Raw genomic sequence first — 21,771 nt, 5'->3', positions numbered from 1 at the left:
AACTGGCGAAAGGGACTTGCACGCGCAGGGCTGCGCGCGTCGTTATCGATCAAGCCGGCAACAAGCTTGGTTCCGAATGGCAGAAGCCTCTGTTTTCTTCACTGAACAGGACTATGCTATGGGATCGGAATGGCTTTTGTCATCTAAATCCTGAAGACCTTCAGAGTTTTCTTTTCCAACCGGATTTTCTCTTCCCGATGGCGGCAAATTCCTTGGATCTGAGCTTCACCGATGACGCCCTGCATCGCTATTCGCGGCACATTCTTCTGCCCGAAGTCGGCGCGCTGGGGCAGGCCCGGCTACGCGACTCGTCGGTGCTCGTGATCGGAGCTGGCGGGCTCGGCAGCCCGCTCGCCTTGTATCTCGCAGCTGCCGGCGTGGGGCGCATAGGGGTGGTCGATGACGACCAGGTGGAACTCAGCAATCTTCAGCGACAGATCCTGTTCGACACGGCAGATATTGGACATTCCAAGGTTGATCGGGCGCGCAGCCGTCTTGAAGCGCTCAACCCGGATCTGGTGATCGCGTCTCATTGCCTGCGCGTGGATCGCACTCTGCTGCCCGATCTGATTGACCAGTACGATCTGGTCTGCGACGGCAGCGATAATTTCGCGACCCGCTACGCCGTCGCCGATTGCTGTTGGGCGCAGGGCAAGGTGCTCGTTTCCGGCGCGGTGCAACGCTTCGAGGGCAGTTTGTCTACCTTCACGCCGCCCGGGAGCGGGCGCAAGCAAGGCCCCTGTTATCGCTGTCTGTATCCCGAAGCCGACGAAGGAGCGGCCCTGAGCTGCGGACAGGCCGGAATCTTCGGCGCCGTGACCGGCGTGATCGGCACACTCATGGCGACCGAAGCCCTCAAGGAACTGCTTACTCTGGGGGAAGGGCTGACGGGGCGTGTGTTGCTCTGGAACGCGCTCGACGTGTCCTTCCGTCGGTTCGATCTGCCCCGTGATCCCGAGTGTCCCTGCTGCCGAGAAGGACAGGCTTCATGCGCATGATGGCGATCATCCTGGCCGAACGGTCCTTTGAGCGGGCTCATCACGCTTTTGTGCTCGCTGCTGGCGCGCTGGCTCTGGGGCGCGAGGTCGTGCTGTTTGCCGGGGGACTGGGGGTCGAGAGCCTGTGTCGGGACTGGTCCTGTCTGGAAGGGGCTAGTCTTGACGCACAGTTCCAGGCGCGGGGTGTTGCGGGGTTCGAAACCCTGCGTTCCGCCATTTTCGAGCTCGGCGGGACGGTTCTGGCTTGTGAGGCAGGGCTTCGGGCATCAGGCCTTGAGGCGACCGATCTCATTGAGGCGACCCAGATCTGCGGCGTTACCACCTTTCTCGAGCGCACAGCCGACGCGCAGATTATCAGTTTGTAAAGGCGTCGCCCTCTTGCCCCGCACGTCACAACTTGGCACCCATGCACCCATGAAGACACTCCGCATCGTCTACGGTATCGGGCTGACGATTCTGCTGCCTTTCAGCGCACCAGCAGAAGCCGCGCCCCAGACGACAAAACACGCGACCCATCACCACAAACATCCCGCCAGCGCGGCGCCCACCAGTGTGAAGGGCAAGGCAGCGCCCCATACTGGCGCGCGCAAGGCAAAGTCAGGCGCGGCCAGGCACAAGGGGGCCCATACAGCGACCGAGGCCAGCACGGCCAAGCCGCATCATGGCGCCAAGCATCATGCCCGTGCGGCTGCGGTGGCGGCCGGCGCCGTCGCGGCGGGTGCCGCCGCCGCCGCTTCATCTGCGGCCCCGCCGGCAAATCCGGACGAAGCGGCTGCTGCTGCCGCGCCCGATGCGCCCCCGCAGGATAAGGGTACCAATACTGGCCTGCCGCTTCCGCGCTTTGCCGCAATGCGTGCGGACAAGGTATTCATGCGCAAGGGGCCAGGTCAGCGTTACCCCATCGAATGGGTCTATCATCGTCGGGGCCTGCCGGTTGAGGTCGAGCGCGAATTCGATGTCTGGCGCCTGATCGAGGATTCCGATGGCATGAAGGGCTGGGTGCACCAGGCCACGCTTGTGGGCCAACGCACTTTCGTGATTCCCGGTCAGCCGCCGGAAGGTCATGCCGCCGCGCTCGGTGAGGCCTCGGCCAAATCGGGGGACGTGATTGGCAAGGCCGATGCGCGCGTGCTGGGCTATGTGCCGAGCGAGACAGAGGCCCGGCAGCGCCAGGGGGACACCCTGCTCTACAGTCAGTCAGATGAAAACAGCGCCGTCGTGGCCGTGTTGCAGCCTGGAACGGTGGGGACGCTCAAGCTGTGTCCCCCAGGTTCGACATGGTGCAAGGTGGTGGTCAAGGGCTATACGGGATGGCTTCCCAGACGTGTGTTCTGGGGGCTGTTGCCAGGAGAGACGCTTCAGCCTAGCTGAAGCTATGATATGCAACGTGCAGCAAATGGATCGGAGATCAGTATGACGTCCTCACCTCAAGCAGCTTCGGCGCAGGGTACGGGAGCGAAAAAAGAGGCCGAACAGCGCCGCACGAAGATCGTCGCGACCCTCGGACCGGCCTCCTCCACGCATGAGATGATCCGTACCCTGGCGCTGGCCGGGGCTGACGTGTTTCGCCTGAATTTCTCGCATGGCTCTCATGAGGATCATGCCAAGCGTCATGCGACTATCCGTGATGTTGAGGCTGAACTTGGCCGCCCGCTTGCTATTCTGGCTGATATGCAGGGCCCCAAGCTGCGTGTTGGCACCTTTGCAGAGGGCAAGGTCGAGCTGATCGAAGGAGCGCGTTTCCGTCTGGATCTGGATCGCACGCCGGGCGACGCCCGTCGCGCATGCCTGCCGCATCCCGAGATCATGCGCGCTGCCGAGCCGGGCAGCCGCCTGCTGCTTGATGACGGCAAGATGCGCCTGCGAGTTGTCTCCTGTGACGAAACCCATATGGAGACCGAAGTCGAGGTTGGAGGCTGGCTGTCAGAGCGCAAGGGCGTGAATGTGCCTGACGTTGTGCTGCCGATCCCGGCCCTGACCGAGAAAGATCACAAGGATTTTGCCTTCGCGCTCGACCTTGGTGTCGAATACGTGGCGCTCTCCTTCGTGCAGCGTCCCGAGGATGTGCAGGAGGCGAAGGATATCGCCAAGGGCCGCGCCTGGATCATGACCAAGCTCGAGAAGCCGCAGGCCATGGAGCGTCTGAGCGATATCATCGCGCTTTCGGATGCTGTTATGGTGGCCCGTGGTGATCTGGGTGTCGAGCTTCCTGCCGAGGAAGTGCCGATCGAACAGAAGCGCGCCATCCGCGAAGCCCGTTTCCAGGGCAAGCCTGTCATCGTGGCGACGCAGATGCTTGAGAGCATGATCACCTCGCCCACACCGACGCGCGCTGAAGTGTCCGATGTGTCCAATGCCGTGTTCGACGGCACGGACGCCGTGATGCTTTCGGCCGAAAGCGCCGCAGGCAAGTACCCGCGCGAAGCCGTGGAAGTCATGGCTCGTGTGACGCGCCGCGTCGAGAACGATCTCGAATGGCGCATGCAGGAAGAGGCCCTGCGCCCCGATAGCGATGGCACCACCGGTGGGGCTATCGCCGAGGCCGCGTGGCATGTGGCGCAGTCGATTTCTGCCGCAGTCATCGTTGTCTATCCCCAGAGTGGCCGCGGCGCGCTGCAGATTGCGCGTGAGCGTGCGGACTGCCCGGTTCTGGCCCTGACGCCGGATGACGAGATCGCGCGTCGCCTGAACATGGTCTGGGGCGTGCGTGCCATGTCGGTCGGCCAGGAAACACCTGTCTACGGCGTTGAAGGCGTTGTGGATCAGGCAGTCGGTCTGGCCGTTTCCGAGGGCTATGCCGAGAAGGGCGACAAGCTGGTTCTGCTCGTCGGACTGCCCTTCGGCCAGCAGGGTTCGACCAACACGCTGCGCGTCGTCACGATCTGACCCTTTCCCTGCGGGGCATGATCGGCCCCGCAGAGTCCGTCTCAGGCGGCTTTCCAGTAAGGGAGCCGTCACGAGCGGCTCTCTTGTTTCCAAGTGATTTTGCGAAGCATTCTCAATGACTTGCTGAACTATCGTCTTGGCAACTTTGGCCTGTCCGGGCATGTTAGAGGCGTCATCACGGTTTTGGGAACGCACCATGAGCCAGACGTCACTCCCCCCCGCCATAGAGCCTGATTATCTGGCCCTGCTCGATTCTGATCGCATCTCGGGTCGCACCCGACAGATCATGGAGGAGCGTGCCCAAACGAGCGATGCGGGCTACACGCCGCGTCATCTCTCGCCCCAGGCTTATGAGACACTGAGCGCCCTTACGGCGCGGGTCCTTCCTCAGGCCAGTATTCTGTCCGACGCCTGCGTCAATCTGGCTGCGCGTATCGATGCACGGCTTGGCACCCCGGGCGATGGCTGGCGCTTTGCTATCCTGCCCTCGGATGCCGAGGCTTATGAACAGGCTCTGACCGGTCTGGATGCGGAATCGCGTACTCACGAGGGGCTCGGATTTGCGGCTCTCGATACCGCGCGTCAGGACGGGCTGGTTGGTGCGATGGCGGAGGGAGAGCTTGCGACAGGCAAGCTTGACGGCACGCAGATGCGCGCCTGGTTCGCTGATCTGCGCGCGGACTGTGTTCAGATCTTCATGTCTCATCCTGCGGTGCAGGCGCAGCTCGGCATCGATGCGATTTTCAATGGTGGCGATGGCGTGTTTCAGGGGTTCTCGGCCATGGGCGAGGGGGTGAACGAGCCTTGGGAGCCGGAGATCAGGGGGGCACATCCATGAAAACCCGACGCTACGCGGATCATGAGGTCGTTGATGTTGTCGTTGTGGGCACTGGTGCCGGGGGGGCACCACTGCTTGCAGAGCTGGCCCGTGCCGGGATGAAAGTGGTGGCTCTGGAAGCAGGGCCACGTTTCGATCCGAAGCAGCATACGCCCGATGAGGCAACCGCTTCGGAAATCTACTGGCTGGAGGAGCGCCTTTCTGGTGGGGCAAATCCCATGGCGTTCGGCGGTAATAACAGCGGGACCGGCATCGGGGGATCGATGCTTCATTTTGGCGCTTTCATGCCGCGTATCGACGCACGTGACATGCGATTGCACACGGAAACAGGCAAAGGTGTGGACTGGCCTTTCGATTTCGGCACCCTCCTGCCGTATATCGAGCGGGTCGAGCGCGAGATCGGGGTATCAGGACCCGAGAATTATCCCTGGGACCCGTCCCGTCGCTATGCCTATCCGCCGCCGCAGCGTAATGGCGCGGCTCAGGCCATGGCGCGGGGCTGTGAAGCGCTTGGCATCCGCAGCGCGGATGGACCGACGGCGCTGATCACCCGTGACTGGGGTGATCGCAAGGCCTGCGTCGGCTGCGGTGCGTGTCATCAGGGTTGTCGCAATGGTGCCAAGTCGGGCACGGATGTGACCTATCTTCCCGTTGCGGCGTCAGCCGGGGCCGATATCCGGCCCAATTGCTTCGTTCACGGTATCGAGCGTGACGGCGCAGGTCGCGTGACCGGCGTGGTGTATCGGGAAAACGGCGAGGATCGCAAACAGCGATGCGGGGCGCTGGTTCTGGCCGCGGGTGCGGTAGAGACCGCCCGTCTGCTGCTTCATACCGGGTTGTGCAACCGGAGCGGTCAGGTCGGGCGCAACTATATGGCGCATATCTCGACGCAGGTCTGGGGGCGATTTGACGAAATCATCAGGCCTAACAAGGGCTATCCCTCGCTCACTATTACAGAAGATATGATGCGGCCACGGGACGCCGATTTTGCGGGTGGTTATCTCATCCAGTCCTTGGGCATGATGCCGCTGACCTGGGCGACCGGTGTCGCGCGCGGGCGTGGTCTGTGGGGTGACTCGCTGGCGCGTTACCTGCGTCAGTACAATTTCATGGCGGGGCTGGGGGCGCATGGCGACTGCCTGCCAAATGACGATAATCTCGTGACGCTCTCGGATGAGAAGGGGCGGGCCGGTGTGCCCAAGCCGAAGATCACCTTCAGCTATGGCCCGAACGAGCAGGCGATGCATGAGCATATGGCGCGTACGATGACGGCCATCTGGGAAGCGGCTGGGGCGCGAGATATCTGGGCGATGGATCGTGCGGCCCACATGATCGGGACCTGCCGTATGGGTGCGGACCCCGATCATTCGGTGGTCGACCCCTTCGGACGCAGCCACGACATTGAAAATCTGTGGATCAGCGATCACTCGATCTTCCCGAGTGCAACGGCGGCTAACCCGGCGCTGGCGATCATGGCGCTGAGTTTGAGAACGGCGGACGCGCTCAAGGCGCACTGACCGGAACAGCGATCGAGCGGGCGGTACATAGGTCGGAGAGGAGGTCTTTATGGCCCCCTTTGTCCGACCTGCTGGACTGGCGTGATCCTCAGGACTTCGAGGCGCTTGCCCTGTCAGAGTCAGGCCTGACGGTTTTCTATAAGGGAACGACGTATACGACGACCGCGAGAGATGGTCTCGACGATGGTGTGCTCGTCGCCGTCGCGTATGGCCTGTGCCATGGCGGCGGCATCCTGACTGAACCGGTCGAGCACACTGAGTAGTGCATCGCTGTTGTTCAGGAAGATATCGCGCCACATCGTCGGATCGGATGCCGCGATACGGGTGAAATCGCGGAAGCCGGAGGCGGCGAAGTCCAGCACCTCGGAGCGCATATCCTCGGCAAGCGTATCTGCCGTGCCGCAGATAGTGAAGGCGATCAGATGGGGCAGATGGCTGACCATCGCACAGATCGTGTCGTGGTGATCCACATCCATAACACGGATACGCGCACCCATGGCGCGCCAGAACGCTGAGACGCGTTCTATCTGATCCTGTTCGATGCCGGGTTCGGGGGTCAACAGGCACCAGCGGTCCTCGAAGAGCGTGGCGAACCCCGCATCCGGGCCAGAATGCTCGGTACCCGCCATGGGGTGGGCAGGAATATAGCTGATATCGTTGCGTAGGTGCGGGGTAAGGGCATCGACCACGCTCCGACGTGTGGAGCCGACATCGGTCAGAATGGCTCCCGGCTTCAGATGGGGCATGATTGCCTCGGCGACAGGCGCGATGGCCCCAACCGGGACGCAAAGCATCACGCAATCTGCCTCACCGACAGCTGCAACCAGATCATCGGTGACGATATCACCCAGATCGAGGCAACGCACACGTTCCAGTACGGCTGGATCACGGTCGGAGACGACCAGACGCTCGACCAGACCCGGTTGCGCGCGCAGGCGTCGCAGGACGGAGGAGCCGATCAATCCAGGGCCAATGACGCATAAGGTGCCGAAAAGGCGATGGGTCATGACATTTCGCTCCGCGACGAGGCGTCGCTGTAATCGAGAGAGGGGGCAGCGGCCTCCTGCTTGGACGAACGCAAGCGCCGCATTTCCGAAATCTGCCATAACGCCATGACTGGAATGCCGATGGCGATATCACGGCCACGGCGCAGCAGTGACAAGCCGAGCGAGATTTCAGCCTCGATCCCGAAGAAATAGCCCAAAGCGACATAGGCGGCTTCCTGCACACCCAGAGCGGCCGGAACCAGGAAGGAGGCGGACATCAGGCCACAGACCACGCCCTCGATGGCGATTGCCCCCATGAAGCCGATATGGGCGCCCAGCAGTTCGAGTGAAAGCCAGGTAACGCCCGCTCCGCCGATCCAGCACGCCAGATGGATCAGCGCACCGCCTGCTATACGCCCGGGACGTGCCCAAAGCAGGTCGAGCTCAGCCTGGAAATTATCCATGTTATCGATGAGGGAGTTGCGCCAGCCTTCGGCGATGTGGCGCCCCAGAAAACGTGCAGCATGGTGAATGGCAGCACCGCCGCGTTGCTGGGTCCAGATAAATCCGGCGATGCCGATAGCCAGCAGCCCCATTCCGCCAAGAACCGGCCAGGTAAACTTGTTCGTCCCCGTATGATCGAACAGGCAGGCGAGAGCGACGATGACGAAGACGATCTGGCCCAGAACCTCGGTTGTGATATCCACGATATTGGTAGCGACAGCCGCAGGCCATTGGAGCGGGCCGAGTTTGCGGGTCAAGGTCGGGATACTGCATGTGGCGCGTATACCGATGACCATGCCGCCGAGCTGGGAAAATGGCAGGCAGTTGCCCGCTGCGTCGCGGACGGCGCGTGAGGCGATAGCGCGGAACAGCCCGATCTCCGGGCAGGCGCAGAACCACGAAACACCGAGCCCGATATCGACCAGCACCTGACCGCCGACAATGGCGAGGAAGCCACCGATCCCGATGCGTTGCATCGCGCTGAAGACATGGCCGATCCCGAGCCACGCCATGATTCCCGTCAGAAGCGCGAGGCCCATGAGGGTAAGAATGAGAGTGAGGGTTTTCAAGGCCAGTCTGATCCGAACGACGCAGGGGTTGCGATGGCGCATCGCCCTGTCGGGAAGGGGACGAACGATGCTTCTGCGGCATTGCGAGAATATGTCGCGCTGTCGAGTGTTTGCGGCTGTCTACACCAGACAGTCCGGTTTCGCTACTCCAAGGCTGAATATGACGAAAAAGCCATCACCGGCAGGTTGCTTGTCCTTGCGCGGGCGGTATGGTGCGTTATCGATTTACAATTAATGAAAGCACCAAGGCGTATCATGAGTGAATACACGCTGATTACCGGTGCAACCGGCTTTGTTGGCTCGGCTGTGGCGCGTATTCTCAAGCAGCGCGGACACAAGATCAGGCTGATGGTGCGTGCTGGTGCCGATCTCTCCAACCTCGAAGGGCTCGACGCCGATCTCGTCATCGGTGATCTGACAGCCCCCGAGAGCTTTGCGCCGGCCCTCGAGAATTGCCGCTATCTGTTCCATGTGGCTGCCGATTACCGCCTCTGGGTGCCTGACCCGGCGGTCATGATGCGGGCCAATGTGGAGGGGACGCGCCGGCTCATGATGGCGGCCCTAGAGGCCGGGGTGGAGCGTGTCGTCTATTGTTCATCGGTCGCTGCACTGGGGCTGACGAAGGACGGGACGCCCGCCAATGAGGATACGCCCGTTACCGAGCATGACGTGATCGGCGTTTACAAACTGTCGAAATACCGAGCTGAGCAGGAAGTCCTGCGGCTGGTGAGAGAGAATGGCCTGCCTGCAGTCATCGTCAATCCCTCCACACCGGTCGGGCCGCGCGATATCAAGCCAACCCCTACGGGGCAGATGATTGTCGATGTGGCCTCTGGCAACATGCCAGCCTATGTCGATAGCGGGCTGAACATTGTCCACGTGGATGACGTCGCCGAGGGGCATGCGCTGGCGCTCGAGAAAGGGATCATCGGCGAGAAATACATCCTGGGCGGCGAGAACTACATGCTGGGAGATCTCTTCGCGTTGATTGGCGAGGTGGCCTGCGTCAAGCCCCCGCGCATCAAGCTGAAGCAGTCCTGGCTTCAGCCCGTGGCCATCGTCTCAGAATGGATGGCGCGCGGTTTTGGCATCGAGCCACGCGTCACGCGCGAGACGCTGGCTATGTCCAAGAAGATGATGTTTTTCACCTCTCTCAAGGCGCAGGAGCAGCTTGGTTACGCACCGAGACCTGCGCGTGAGGCTGTGGCCGATGCGGTCACCTGGTTTCGCGAACATGGGCGGATCGCCACGAAATGATCAGGAATGTAATGGCAGCCTCGGCATTGGTAGCCTGGGGCAAATTGCTTTTCGCTCATGGCCGCTTCTGGCGCACCGGGACGCGCCTCACGGCAGCGGCGGCTCCGGAGCAAGCGCTCTGGCCAGATGTTGCCGTGATTGTCCCCGCCCGTGACGAGGCGGAGTCGATCCAGTCCTGTGTGGCGACACTGCTGCAGCAGGATTATCCGGGAAAGCTGAGCGTGGTCGTGGTTGACGATGGCAGCACGGACGGAACTGGCGCTCTCGCCCGCGATGTGCCTGATCCGCACGGGCGCCTCACGGTCCTGACCGGTCGGGAACGCCCGCCTGAATGGAGCGGCAAGCTCTGGGCCGTGCATCAGGGGGAACAGGTCGCGCTCGACAAGATTGGCCCTGAGGGATTCATCTTGCTCACCGATGCGGACATTCTTCACTCGGCGCTTCACCTGCAGACTCTCGTTGAGAAGGCCTTGCGTGACGGGCTCGACATGGTGTCGGAAATGGTGGTGCTGAATTGCGAAAGCGCCGCAGAGCGTCTGCTTGTGCCTGCATTCGTCTATTTCTTTGCCATGCTCTATCCGTTCGACAAGGTGAATGACCCGACCTCTGCCGTGGCCGGTGCAGCAGGGGGGACCATCCTCGTGCGTCGTACCATGCTCGAGCGTATCGGCGGTATCGAATCGGTGCGCGGTGCGCTGATCGATGACTGTTCCCTGGCGAGCAATATCAAGCAGGCGGGGGGAAGGCTCTATCTGGGCCACAGCACGCTTGCATGGTCGATCAGGCCCTATCGCGGCGCGGCAGAGATCTGGCGCATGATCGCCCGCACCGCTTATGTGCAGCTGCGCTACTCGCCTGTGATCCTGCTTTGCACCATTCTCGGCATGGCACTGGTCTGGCTTGCCCCGTTGTATTTTGCCTTGTTCGGGCGCGGACGAGTGCGGGTCATGGGGGGAGCGTCCATGCTCCTGTGCATTCTCTCGTTTCTCCCCACGCTATCGCGCTTCAAGCTATCGCCTTTGCGCGCGCTTACTCTGCCGGTGGTGGCCGCCTTCTATATGGCAGCCACGATCGGCTCCGCTGTCGATCATCATCGCGGCCGCGGGGTCCAGTGGAAAAGTCGTTTCTACACCGAGGAGACTCACGCCTGATGACTGCTGTGAGCAAGACTGTCGATCCTGTCTGGGGTGAACACGATGTGACATCGGCCAAGGGAGCCTCGGACGAGAATTTCCCTGTCGGATCGCTGCTTTTCGCGAGGAACAATCGCGCGCATGTCTCGGCCTACTACAATTTCGCCCGCGTCATCGACGATATGGTCGATAACGCGCAGCTATCCCCTGAAGCGAAGATCGCGCGGCTTCGCGGGATGGAAGCGGTCATCCGTGGGGAGGCCAAGGCTCCTCATCGAGCCGATGCCCAGACTGCCGTTATCCTGCGTCGTCATCTGCTTCAAACAGGTGTGCCGCTGGAGACTGCGACTGACCTGATCACGGCTTTCTGTCAGGATGCGGTCAAGAACCGCTATCGGAACTGGGACGAATTGCTGGGGTATTGCCGTTTCTCGGCCAATCCGGTCGGCCGCTTTTTGCTGCTCTTGCATGGCGAGCGCGCCGAAACGCTTCCTCTGTCGGATGCGCTCTGTAGCGCGCTGCAGGTGATCAATCACCTGCAGGATGTCACCTCCGATCTGAGGACTCTCGATCGTTCCTATCTTCCGCAGGACATGCTCCAGGCGGAGGGGGCAAAGGTCGAAGACGTTCTCCTCGCGCGGAGCAAACCCGGCCTACGCCGCGTTCTTGACCATTTGCTGGACGAGGTCGACCACCTTAATCGCCAGGCCGTTCACTTGCCGGGACTGGTGCGCGATCGTCGCATGCGGGCCTATTGTGCGGTTGTCGTGGCGCTTTCTCACAGCCTCGCCGCCCGTTTGCGTCGCGAGGACCCGGTGGCCGGGCGGGTCAAGTTGGGGCGTGGGGACGCTATGTTCGCGCTGTTACGAGGGGGCAGGGCCCTGATTGGCTGAACCGCGTTCTTAACGGTTTCCATAACGGTTTCGTCCTGCCCTATAGACTGGGGCTTGACCCTCCAAGCCTCAACGTCGTGAGAGGCTATCGCGGAGTGGTGGCCTTTTAAAAAGAGTCATGGGGCGCAGAGCCCCATGACCAGTCGAGTTCAGGCCAGGATCTGATCGAGAGCGGCGCAGAAGGCGTCCATATCTTTCATGGAGCCGATGCTGACGCGCGACATGGTGGGCCAGATATCCCAGTTACGGCCGATTTCCACTTTCTTGGCAGCAAAGGCTGTCTTCATCTGCGAGGCAGGTTTCTTCCAGTCCACGAGGAACATATTGGCCTGGCTGCCGGGCACGATACGGATATTGCGCTTGGCGAGATGGTCGAAGGTCATGCTGCGCGCAGCAATCATCTCGTCGCGGCGGGCCTTGATGGCATCGGTCTGGGTCAGACTCACGGTGCCTGCGGCGAGGGCTACGATGTTCAGCATCGAGGTCATATTCGGGCCGTCATAGCGCATCATGCGCTTGTGCAGGTCCGGACGGGCGAAGGAAAGACCAAGGCGCAGGCCAGCCATGGCGAACATCTTAGAGAAGGTGCGCAGAATGATAACGTCCTTGCCCTGCTTGACCAAGGAGATCGCGCTCGGAGCGCCCGAGAAGTGGATATACGCCTCATCGACAATGATGACCGAGCCAGCGGGCTTGTTGTCGGCCAGCCAGGCGATGTCTTCCAGCGGGGTGACGGTGCCTGTCGGGTTGTTGGGCGAGCAGATATAGTAGGCGCCCGCATGCGGGTCAGCCTTGAGCATGGCCCGCACGTCTGTGGCGTAGCCGTTATGGGCCGAGAGCGGCACGCGGGTGAGCTTGATCTTCATCCAGTCGGCGGTGCGCCAGGCGGCTTCGTAGGTCGGGTTGGCCGTGACCAGTCCACGTTCGGGTGAGCAGAAGGTCACGACCGAACGACAGAGAGGGTCGCTGGAGCCGGGCCAGGGAAGGATGTGCTCTTCAGAGATGTTCTCGACCGAGGAGGCTGTGCGCAGGAGGGTGGAGCGCAGATGATCGGGCTCGTAGCGGTTGCCGAAAGGCACCTGCGCCTGACCGGCGGTGACAGCGCTCGGGAAGGGACCGGTCCAGCATTCATTGCTGCCGATGCGCACCATATCGGGATGACCTACGAACGGATCATCACCAGGCGCCTTGATGGCGGCGAAGGCTGAAGAGCCGAACTGGGTCAGGGCAGCGCTCATGCCGAGCAGCGTGGTCAGGCGACCGAAATGGCGACGTGAATACCCACGTTCCAGCAGGTCTTCCTTGGCTTCCTGTGTGAGGGGCGCGGTCATGAGCGTGTCTCCGGTGGATCAGATACCGGCAAGGAAAAGGCCATTCGTTTCGCTTGTCAAATCATTTTCGAAACGGAATTGCGCCCGAACCCTCAGTATTCATTCTTCTCGCCTTTCAGGGGGATCGACGTCGGAAGATTATTGCCGCCCGCATAGGTGAGGATGAGAATCGTAGGCGTGTCGCCCGACACGCCGCGATGGGCGTCGTCGACGCTTTCAGCAAATGCCTCGCCCTGGTGAAAGACGTGACTTGCGCCGCTTGCCTTGTCCTGGATGGTGAGCTGGCCAGAGAGGACGTATCCCGCATTCGGAACGGGGTGGGTATGCCAGGGCAGGGCCGTGTGCGGCGGAATGGTCAAGCGGATCATGCTCAGCGTAGGAGGGCCGGGCGGGTAATTCGCATAGGGCTTGCCATTCCAGGAGCGGTCGGCCTTGAGCAGATGATCGGCGTGGGCGGAGGCGGTTTGCTGGGCGTGGGCAACGGAGGACGTCAGGGGCACGAGGCTCATGGAGGCCGCTACGGAAAGTGCGAGGCATGCTGCGGTTTTCCCCCGGCGAGGCGGCCAGGGCGCGATAAGGGGCGGAAGTGTCGCGAGAAGCGTCCGAACCGTATAGTGTTTCGGCTTTTGCATTGGGGCGGCAGGGGCAACAGGGCGCATGGTCCATCTCCGTTGGGTAGAGGCATCGGGAACGGAACGCAGGTAGGCCGGAACAGATTTTGCTGTTTGATTTTTTGCGGGTAAAAGGCCCTGCACTTCGATGGTGCCGCGCTGGAACGATGCGGCACTCGGACAAATCTGGCTGGGACAAGGCCGCGCGGCCGAGGCGCCGCGCCAGAGGACACAGGGATGAAGCGGTGAGCGGGTTTCAACAGGAAGCGGTGCTGGGCTGTTCTTCGGCCGATCTGGAGCATGTCCGCTCGATCGTGACCCGTGCCGGAACGTCTTTCGCCAAAGGAATGAAGATCCTGCCTGCCGAGCGGCGCTATGGCATGTTTGCCGTGTATGCGTTCTGCCGGGAAGTGGATGACATCGCCGATGGCGATGTGCAGGTACCCGATCGGGATCTGGCCCTCAAGGAGTGGCATGGACGTCTCGACCGGCTGTTTGAGGGCACCACGCAGGATGCGCTTGACCGGGTTCTGGTCGCCACCATCACGCGCTTTTGCCTCCGCAAGGCGGATTTTGCCGCCGTGATCGACGGGATGGCGATGGATGCTGCCGGTCCGATCGTGGCGCCAGATGAGGCTACGCTCGATCTGTATTGTGACCGTGTCGCCTCTGCCGTCGGGCGTCTTTCGGTACGGGTCTTTGGTGATTCCTCAGCAGAAGCCGATCGCGTGGCGTATCATCTTGGTCGGGCTTTGCAGCTGACCAATATTCTGCGCGATCTGCAGGAGGATGCCGATCGGGGGCGTCTGTACCTGCCGCGTGAACTGCTGCAGCGCTACAATGTGTCGCTGGATCCACAGGAAGCGCTTTATGCGCTGGGTCTCGACCCGCTTGCCCGCATCCTGGCGGCGCGGGCTGCCGATCATTTTCGGGAGGCACGCCGTGCCATGCAGAAATGCGATTCGGTTGCCATGCGACCGGCACGCATGATGGCGGCTTCCTACCGGCCTGTTCTCACGGCGATGCTGCGTCGTGGCTGGCGCCATCCCGAAACCCCGGTGAAGGTCAGCAAGGCTGCGCGCGCATTGCGTTCCCTGCTTGCCTATTATGGCTGAACCATGACGCATGTTCACATCATCGGCGGTGGGCTCGCCGGGCTATCTGCGGCGGTCGATGTCATCGGTCGTGCCGGTGTCACGATTTATGAGGCAGGGCCGGCCTGCGGCGGGCGTGCACGCTCCTATTACGACAAGGCGTTAGGAGCACGGATCGATAACGGCAATCATCTGCTGCTCTCGGCCAACAAGGCGACATTCCGGTATCTGGGGCTGATCGGGGCGGAGAAAACCCTGACCGGGCCGGGAGCGCCTCTCTTTCCCTGGTTCGATCTCTCCGCCAATCTGGGCTGGACATTGAAGCTCTCGAAGGGGCGTGTGCCCTTCTGGGCATTTGCCAGGAATCGCCGTGTGCCTGGCATGAAACTGTCAGAGCTGGCCATGCTCGGGCGTATTCTGAAGGCAGGGCCGGATGCTACGGTCAGCGAATATCTGGGCGATGGCATGCTGAGCCAGAGATTGCTCGAGCCATTTGCGATTTCGGCTCTCAATACGCCTGTGGAGACCGCGAGCGCTGCCCTTCTGGGCGCGATCATGCGCGAGACACTCGCTCTGGGCGGGGCCGCCTGCTGCCCTTGGTATCCGGCAGAGGGCCTCTCGGAGAGCTTTGTAGACCCTGCGATTGCGCATATCATGCGGCTTCAGGGCGAAGTGCGCTGCGGTACGCGCGTGTCGGGGATGGATGTCACCCAGGGGCGCGTCACCGGGCTGCGGATCGGCAATGAGACGATCGCGCTTGGACCTGAAGACAAGGTGGTGTTTGCCGCACCCTCGCCCGTGGCACGGACAGTGCTGGAGGCTCATCTGCCAGGGTTCGAAGCGCCCGATGCGTATGAAAGCATCATCAACGTCCATTATCGCCTGCCGGGGCCGGTTCAGGCGCGCGGCATGCTCAACAAGGTCGGGTTTGTCGGTCTCGTGGGCGGGGTAGCAGAATGGGTGTATCTCAAGGGCGAAATTCTTTCCGTGACTGTCAGCGCGGCAAATCGCTATGCTGATCGCGATAATGACGAACTGATCGCGACGATCTGGTCGGAAATCCGTCAGGCCGTCGGGCCGGTGCTGGTCGAAACCCTGCCGGTTGCCGTGCCGCCTGTGCGTCTGGTCTGTGAAAAACGGGCGACCTTTGCCGCGACCCCGGCACAGGATCGCCTGCGACCGCAGGCCCGGACAGCGCTGGAGAATCTGGCCCTGGCCGGGGACTGGACCCAGACGGGTTTCCCCTCGACCATTGAGGGGGCGATCCGTTCTGGTTCAGAGGCCATCAGGGCTCTGGGCCTCTGACAACGAAACCGAACTGCAAAAAGGACAAGGGCGGGCAATGTTGATCTATTCCGACGTTCTGGAGCGTCACGAAGCCGAAATTCCGGCCGAGGCGGATATGGGCCAGGTGCGTCAGGCTATCGATTCTGCCCATGCCGCGCTGTCCGACAGGCAGAATGACGATGGACATTGGGTTTTCGAGCTCGAAGCCGATGCCACCATCCCGGCCGAATACGTGCTGCTCGAGCATTATCTCGACCGGATCGATGACGCCAAGCAGGCGCGTATTGGCGTCTATCTGCGCCGTACCCAGGGGTCTCATGGTGGCTGGGCGCTTTATCATGATGGCGGCTTCGATCTCTCTGCTTCCGTGAAGGCGTATTTCGCCCTGAAGGCGATCGGGGATGATATCAACGCCCCGCACATGCAGCGCGCCCGCGAGGCCATTCTCGACCGTGGCGGTGCCGCGCGGGCCAATGTCTTTACCCGCATTCAGATGGCATTGTTTGGTGAGGTTCCCTGGCGCGCGACGCCGGTCATGCCGGTCGAACTGATGCTGATGCCCAAGGCGGCCCTGTTCTCGATGTGGAACATGTCCTACTGGTCACGCAGCGTCGTGGCACCCATGCTGGTCCTCCGGACCCTCGAGCCGCGCGCCATCAATCCGCGCAACATCCATATCCAGGAACTGTTCGTCACCCCGCCTGAAGAGGTGAAGGATTGGATTCGCGGACCCTACCGGTCGATCTGGGGTCATGTGTTCAAGAAGGTCGATACGGTGCTGCGCCCCATTGAGCCGCGCTTCCCCGCAGCGCTGCGCAAGAAGGCTGTCAAGGCCGCTCTCGACTTCATCGAGCCCCGTCTGGGCGAGGGCGGGCTGGGAGCGATCTATCCTGCCATGGCCAATGTCGTGATGATGTATCGCGGTATGGGCGTTCCGGATAACGACCCGCGCGTGGAACTGGCCTGGAAGGGCATTCAGGATCTGCTCGTCACCAATGGCGACGAAACCTATTGCCAGCCTTGTGTGTCGCCGGTCTGGGATACGGGTCTTTCCGGGCTTGCCATGGCTGAGGCGGCGTCGGGTCCGGATGCGACACGCCCGAAGGAAACGAGAGAAAAGCTCCAGCGCAGCATGGACTGGCTGCGCAAACGGCAGATTCTGAACGTGAAGGGAGACTGGGCGATCAACTGCCCGGATGTCCGTCCAGGCGGATGGGCCTTCCAATATGAAAACGACTACTATCCCGATGTCGATGATACGGCCGTTGTGGGCATGCTGCTCAATCGCGAGGATCCTGACGGCAACAAGGAAGCAATCTCCCGCGCCCGTGAATGGATCGTGGGAATGCAGAGCACGAATGGCGGCTGGGGTGCGTTCGATATCGATAACGATCTCGATGCGCTGAACCATATTCCGTTTGCTGATCATGGCGCGCTGCTCGACCCTCCCACCGCCGATGTCTCGGCCCGTTGCGTGTCCTTCCTGTGCGAACTGGGGTTTCCCGAGGATCGCCCGGTGATCGAGCGTGGTCTCGATTATCTGCGTCGCGAGCAGGAGCCGGAAGGATGCTGGTTTGGCCGTTGGGGCACCAACTACATCTACGGTACCTGGTCGGTTCTCTGCGCTCTCAATATCGCCGGTGTGCCGCATGATGACCCTGCCGTGCTGCGTGCCGTGGAATGGCTCGAGAGCGTCCAGCGTGAAGACGGTGGCTGGGGTGAGGATTGTGCCTCTTACGAGGGGGCCACACCGGGGGAGTATGACAAGAGCCTGCCGACTCAGACAGCCTGGGCCGTTTTGGGGCTGATGGCAGTCGGGCGTCGCGAGACACCGGTTGTCAAGCGCGGCGTGTCCTATCTCGTTGCGCAGCAGAATGGTCAAGGTGAGTGGGAAGAACAGCCCTATAATGCGGTCGGTTTCCCCAAGGTCTTTTATCTGCGTTATCACGGCTACAAGCAGTTCTTCCCTCTCATGGCCTTGTCGCGTTTCCGCAATCTCGGGTTGAGCAATTCCGGTCGGGTCGAGCACGGTTTCTGACATGCTGGGTATTCTGGTTGGGCTTAAGGCTGAGGCGCGGCTGATCAGGCCGTATAGTCCCGGCTCACCCATCGCGATCAGTGGCGCGACTGCAGAGGGGGCACGTCAGGGTGTCGAGCGGCTTCTCACGGCAGGAGCGACTGCGCTGCTGTCATTTGGTTGTGCGGCGGGCCTTGCTCCTGACCTGAGGCCAGGAGCCCTGATCATTCCGCAATGGGTGCTTGTGGACGGAATGCCGGCGAAGACCGATGGGGCGCTGTCGCGTCGTTTTGGCGTAGGGCACACCGGCGTGCTTCATGGTGGGCTTTTGCATAGCGACGGACTGATCGCCACGGCCGCGGAGAAAGAGCGCCTTCATGCCCGCACGGGTTGTCTGGCTGTCGATATGGAGAGCGGGGTCGTTGCCCGAGCTGGGCTGCCTTTCGCGGTGCTCCGGGTTGTGTGCGATGATTCGCGCCGCGATCTGCCTCCTGCGGCTTGCGATGTGCTGGAAGGCGGCGGTATCTCGCCGCTCAAGCTGGCCGCCAGCCTGCTGCGTAAGCCCGGTCAAATTCCAGCGCTGATGGCGCTGGGACGCGATGCGGGAGCAGCGCATAAGGCCATGGCGGCGTTCCTGGCCCGCCAACCAGCATAGCTCTGGCGCGGCGCTCAACACACCAGCGCAACGTATTGGAATGGCCGCAGGCTCGCAGGCATTGCTTCGCGGCGCGTCATCGCATTGATAGGGATTTTTGACCCCGGTCGTTCATTAATTTTTCAAAAACGACTATAAATCGTGGGCGATACCGGGGAAGTTTTGCATCACGCTCCCGGTATCGCCCACATTATGGACGAAAATATTGTGTTCAAAAATAGGCGAACACTGCGTTTGTAAAAATATTTTAGGTTCTAAGCGTAATAATAGGGAAAAATATAGGAGGAATGGAGGCTGCAGCAGATGCGCCCTACCAGCGCGGTGCCTCATGTCTTGCCGTTGCAGAGCCGGTGATACGACCTGAGCGGGGACGCGCATGGGTCGCGGGTTCTCCTGGGGGCGTACGGCATGGCTGAGGCGGTGCAGGAAGTCACGATTGTCTGAAGCTGACTGGTTTCACGTGCGTGGTGCGTGTGGGCGTGGCACGATCGATACCGTGATTTTTCCTGATCCGTCACGGCGTCCCATGCAAAGGCGGGTCATCCGAGGCAGTGTTCGTATCGAAGCGGGGTTTTCCCACTCCCGGCGCTCAAGGTCGAGGCGTTTCGCCGGGTTGTGTCGGAGGCGTGCTTTGCGCTGCCAAGCCAGAGGGCGAGGGAGTATCGATCATGTCCATCAAGCCATTCACATTCGAGACGGTGCCCAAGATCACCATGGAGTGGGGGGGCGCCGGTCGGATTGGCGCCACCCTGCGTACTCAGTGGGCTATACGCCGTGTGTTGTTCGTCACCGATTCCGGTCTGACGCGCTCAGGGCTTGTCGCGCCGCTGATCGAGTCGCTTCAGGAGGCAGGATTCGAGGTGACGCTTTACGATCAGGTTGTCGCCGACCCTTCTGAAGCGATCCTCCAGAATTGTGTGGTGGCCGGACAGGCGGCAAACATTGAGGCTGTGCTCGGTGTGGGCGGTGGGTCATCCCTGGATGTGGCGAAACTCGCCGCAATCCTGATGGGTGCGAAGCAGCCTCTTTCCGAGATGTATGGGGTCGATCAGGTCAAGGGGGGGCGGCTGCCCTTGATTCTGGTCCCGACGACGGCGGGTACAGGCTCGGAGGTTACGAATGTCGCGGTGATTACGCGGGAGGGCACTCACAAATCAGGGGTCGTTTCTGCACCGCTTTTCGCTGATCAGGTCTTTCTGGATGCTGAGCTGACACTCGGTCTGCCTGCGTCCCATACGGCTGCGACTGGTGTGGATGCCATGGTCCATGCGATCGAGGCCTATACAGGACGCGTACGTAAAAATCCTGTTTCGGATCATCTTGCACGTTCGGCTCTGGCTCTGCTCTTCCGCCATCTGGTTACAGCCTGTCGTGAGCCCCGTCATCGTGGCGCACGCGAAGCCATGCTGCTGGGTGCCATGCTGGCAGGGCAGGCTTTTGCAAACTCGCCCGTTGGGTTGGTCCATGGCATGGCCTATCCTCTGGGCGGGTATTTCCATGTGCCTCACGGTCTGTCCAATGCGCTGATGCTTGCCCCTGTCCTGCGTTTCAACGCGCGCGCATGTGCAGCGCTCTACGCCGAGCTTGGCGATGCCATCGGCCTTCCCTCGGAGGGAGACGTGTCCACGCGTGCCGAGGCCTTTATCAGCGCACTGGAGGCTCTGATGGACGCGGCCCAGATGCCACGACGGCTCCGTGATGTCGGTGTGACTGAGGAGTATCTCCCAATTCTCGCCGCTGATGCCATCACCCAGCACCGTGTTCTGGTGAACAACCCGGTAGCTATCACCGAAGAGGAAATGGTGGGACTGTATCGTCAGGCCTTCTGAACCCTCAGGCGGAATATGTGCTGCCGCAAGCGCCATTCCGCGGAACGCGCAAGAATTGAGCGCGAGAGTGAAGGGCTGGCGTCCTGAGCCAGCCCGGGGGCTCCTTGCAGGGGGATCAGCCCTGCGGTGCAAGATATCGTTCGACCAGACCGACGAAGAGCGCGGCGCCGGGAAGTATATTGTCGTCGTTGAAATCGAAGCCGCCATTATGAAGTGGCACGCCGTTGCAGCCCTCGGTGCCATTGCCGATAAACCAGTAGCAGCCATTGGGGTGCGCCTCGAGCATGAAGGCGAAATCCTCGCTTCCCATGAATGGCGGGCAATCATGACAATGATCCGCCCCGACGATGTCCTGTGCCGTGGCGCGCGCGAAATCGATCGCGCGTGCATTGTTGTTCAGTACCGGACTGCCATTGAGATGCTCGATGGTGGCCGCGCATTCGAAGGTTTCGGCAGTATGGGTGGCAATGGCGCTGATGCGGTCGAGGACGCGCTGGCGCACATCTGCAGTCATGGTCCGCACGGTCAGAAGAAGCATGCCTTTTTCGGGAATGACATTGGCGGCACTCCCCGCGTTGAGGGCGCCGATCGTGACGACGGCGGGCGCGAACGGGTCGATATTGCGCGAAACGATGCTCTGCAATGCCATGACGAGTTGTGCGCAGGCGAGGACCGGGTCTTTCGCTTTCTGGGGCATGGCCCCGTGTCCACCCTTGCCCGCGATCGTGATCTTCACGGTGTCCGAAGACGCCATGGCGGCGCTTTTGTGGAAGTAGAAGTTGCCGCTCGGAAAGCCCGGCATGTTGTGCTGGGCAAACAGGATATCGCACGGATATTTGGCAAAGAGTCCGTCATCGATCATGCGACTGCCACCGCAAAGCAGTTCTTCGGCAGGCTGGAAGATCAGGTGCAATGTGCCGTCGAATGGGCGTTTTTCCGCAAGATATTTTGCGGCGCAGAGCAGCATCGTGGTGTGCCCGTCATGGCCACACATATGGGATACGCCTTCCTGAGCGCTCTGCCACGCCACGCCGGATTTTTCGAGGATCGGCAAGGCATCCATTTCGGCGCGTAGACCAATGACCTTCCCGCCGGCTCCCTGGCGCAGGGTCGCCACAAGTCCGGTACCGGCGAAGCCACGCTCAATCGTATAGCCCCAGTCCTGCAACTTGGTCGCGACAATGTCGCTCGTCCGCTTTTCAGCGAACCCCAGTTCTGGATGGGTATGGAGATCATGGCGTAGCGCGACGAATTCCTCGCGCAGAGGGGCGAGGGCCTTGAGCAGGGGAGAGGCGGTTACGGGGGATGACATAGGGGCAAGCCTTTTTCATTGCTGCGGGACTCCTGGCGGGGCGTCCCTGCTTGC

Annotated in this window: 19 protein-coding genes; 14 read left to right on the top strand and 5 right to left on the bottom strand. The window is 61.5% G+C overall.

All coding sequences use genetic code 11. The features are described from left to right. Positions 1–197: 197 nt before the first annotated feature. From C0V97_RS14985 to C0V97_RS14960, 6 genes are all read left to right on the top strand, one after another. Complete coding sequence (locus tag C0V97_RS14985; RefSeq protein ID WP_370265783.1) at positions 198–998, top strand: ThiF family adenylyltransferase; 801 nt, start codon at positions 198–200, stop codon at positions 996–998. Next, positions 989–1,363 carry a DsrE family protein gene (locus C0V97_RS14980; protein WP_127103378.1) on the top strand — a complete coding sequence of 125 codons (375 nt, stop codon included), beginning with the start codon at positions 989–991 and terminating at the stop codon, positions 1,361–1,363. Before C0V97_RS14985 ends, C0V97_RS14980 begins: the two co-directional genes overlap by 10 nt. A 13-nt stretch (positions 1,364–1,376) precedes the next feature. After that, positions 1,377–2,369 carry an SH3 domain-containing protein gene (locus tag C0V97_RS14975; RefSeq protein ID WP_233582205.1) on the top strand — a complete coding sequence of 331 codons (993 nt, stop codon included), beginning with the start codon at positions 1,377–1,379 and terminating at the stop codon, positions 2,367–2,369. A 42-nt stretch (positions 2,370–2,411) separates the two neighbouring features. Continuing rightward, complete coding sequence (gene pyk, locus C0V97_RS14970; protein WP_127103377.1) at positions 2,412–3,884, top strand: pyruvate kinase; 1,473 nt, start codon at positions 2,412–2,414, stop codon at positions 3,882–3,884. Positions 3,885–4,080: 196 nt separating this feature from the next. Next, a complete protein-coding gene (locus C0V97_RS14965; RefSeq protein ID WP_158625441.1) occupies positions 4,081–4,722 on the top strand; it encodes a gluconate 2-dehydrogenase subunit 3 family protein in 642 nt (213 codons plus the stop codon). Then, on the top strand, positions 4,719–6,239 hold the full coding sequence (locus C0V97_RS14960; protein ID WP_127103375.1) for a GMC family oxidoreductase: 1,521 nt from the start codon (positions 4,719–4,721) through the stop codon (positions 6,237–6,239). The genes C0V97_RS14965 and C0V97_RS14960 overlap by 4 nt, the downstream gene beginning before the upstream one ends. A gap of 119 nt (positions 6,240–6,358) precedes the next feature. Here the strand turns inward: C0V97_RS14960 and C0V97_RS14955 are convergent, their stop codons facing one another. Beyond that, the gene (locus C0V97_RS14955; RefSeq protein WP_127103374.1) at positions 6,359–7,246 is read right to left on the bottom strand and encodes a prephenate dehydrogenase/arogenate dehydrogenase family protein; all 888 of its coding nucleotides are present in this window, start codon (positions 7,244–7,246) and stop codon (positions 6,359–6,361) included. Next, positions 7,243–8,298, bottom strand: coding sequence for a lysylphosphatidylglycerol synthase domain-containing protein (locus tag C0V97_RS14950; protein ID WP_233582204.1), 1,056 nt, complete (start codon positions 8,296–8,298; stop codon positions 7,243–7,245). Before C0V97_RS14950 ends, C0V97_RS14955 begins: the two co-directional genes overlap by 4 nt. Positions 8,299–8,553: 255 nt before the next feature. Between C0V97_RS14950 and hpnA the strand changes: the two genes are divergently transcribed. From hpnA to hpnC, 3 genes are read left to right on the top strand one after another with little or no spacing between them, the layout of a single operon-like run. Continuing rightward, positions 8,554–9,555, top strand: a complete 1,002-nt coding sequence (gene hpnA / locus C0V97_RS14945) for a hopanoid-associated sugar epimerase (RefSeq protein WP_127103372.1) — start codon at positions 8,554–8,556, stop codon at positions 9,553–9,555. Beyond that, a complete protein-coding gene (locus tag C0V97_RS14940; RefSeq protein ID WP_127103371.1) occupies positions 9,552–10,706 on the top strand; it encodes a glycosyltransferase in 1,155 nt (384 codons plus the stop codon). The genes hpnA and C0V97_RS14940 overlap by 4 nt, the downstream gene beginning before the upstream one ends. Further along, positions 10,706–11,581 (top strand): squalene synthase HpnC, encoded by an 876-nt coding sequence (gene hpnC / locus C0V97_RS14935; RefSeq protein ID WP_127103370.1) that lies wholly within the window; start codon positions 10,706–10,708, stop codon positions 11,579–11,581. Before C0V97_RS14940 ends, hpnC begins: the two co-directional genes overlap by 1 nt. Positions 11,582–11,730: 149 nt before the next feature. Here the strand turns inward: hpnC and C0V97_RS14930 are convergent, their stop codons facing one another. Then, positions 11,731–12,912, bottom strand: a complete 1,182-nt coding sequence (locus C0V97_RS14930; protein WP_127103369.1) for a pyridoxal phosphate-dependent aminotransferase — start codon at positions 12,910–12,912, stop codon at positions 11,731–11,733. 92 nt (positions 12,913–13,004) lie between these two features. Continuing rightward, a complete protein-coding gene (locus C0V97_RS14925; protein WP_127103462.1) occupies positions 13,005–13,421 on the bottom strand; it encodes a cupin domain-containing protein in 417 nt (138 codons plus the stop codon). A 347-nt stretch (positions 13,422–13,768) separates the two neighbouring features. Between C0V97_RS14925 and hpnD the strand changes: the two genes are divergently transcribed. From hpnD to C0V97_RS14900, 5 genes are all read left to right on the top strand, one after another. Further along, positions 13,769–14,638 (top strand): presqualene diphosphate synthase HpnD, encoded by an 870-nt coding sequence (hpnD, locus tag C0V97_RS14920; protein ID WP_233582203.1) that lies wholly within the window; start codon positions 13,769–13,771, stop codon positions 14,636–14,638. A 3-nt stretch (positions 14,639–14,641) separates the two neighbouring features. Next, the gene (gene hpnE, locus C0V97_RS14915; protein WP_127103367.1) at positions 14,642–15,922 is read left to right on the top strand and encodes a hydroxysqualene dehydroxylase HpnE; all 1,281 of its coding nucleotides are present in this window, start codon (positions 14,642–14,644) and stop codon (positions 15,920–15,922) included. A gap of 97 nt (positions 15,923–16,019) precedes the next feature. Further along, a complete protein-coding gene (gene shc, locus C0V97_RS14910; RefSeq protein ID WP_233582214.1) occupies positions 16,020–17,942 on the top strand; it encodes a squalene--hopene cyclase in 1,923 nt (640 codons plus the stop codon). 1 nt (position 17,943) lies between these two features. Further along, positions 17,944–18,576 (top strand): hypothetical protein, encoded by a 633-nt coding sequence (locus C0V97_RS14905; protein ID WP_127103365.1) that lies wholly within the window; start codon positions 17,944–17,946, stop codon positions 18,574–18,576. 668 nt (positions 18,577–19,244) lie between these two features. Beyond that, a complete protein-coding gene (locus tag C0V97_RS14900; protein WP_127103364.1) occupies positions 19,245–20,405 on the top strand; it encodes an iron-containing alcohol dehydrogenase in 1,161 nt (386 codons plus the stop codon). A gap of 115 nt (positions 20,406–20,520) precedes the next feature. Here the strand turns inward: C0V97_RS14900 and C0V97_RS14895 are convergent, their stop codons facing one another. Further along, positions 20,521–21,717 carry a M20 aminoacylase family protein gene (locus C0V97_RS14895; protein WP_127103363.1) on the bottom strand — a complete coding sequence of 399 codons (1,197 nt, stop codon included), beginning with the start codon at positions 21,715–21,717 and terminating at the stop codon, positions 20,521–20,523. Between the last annotated feature and the right edge of the window lie 54 nt (positions 21,718–21,771).

It is taken from the genome of Asaia sp. W19, assembly GCF_003994335.1.
Classification (GTDB): domain Bacteria; phylum Pseudomonadota; class Alphaproteobacteria; order Acetobacterales; family Acetobacteraceae; genus Asaia.
Note: the sequence above shows the minus strand (reverse complement) of the source record. Positions and strands in the feature narration are given on the sequence as shown.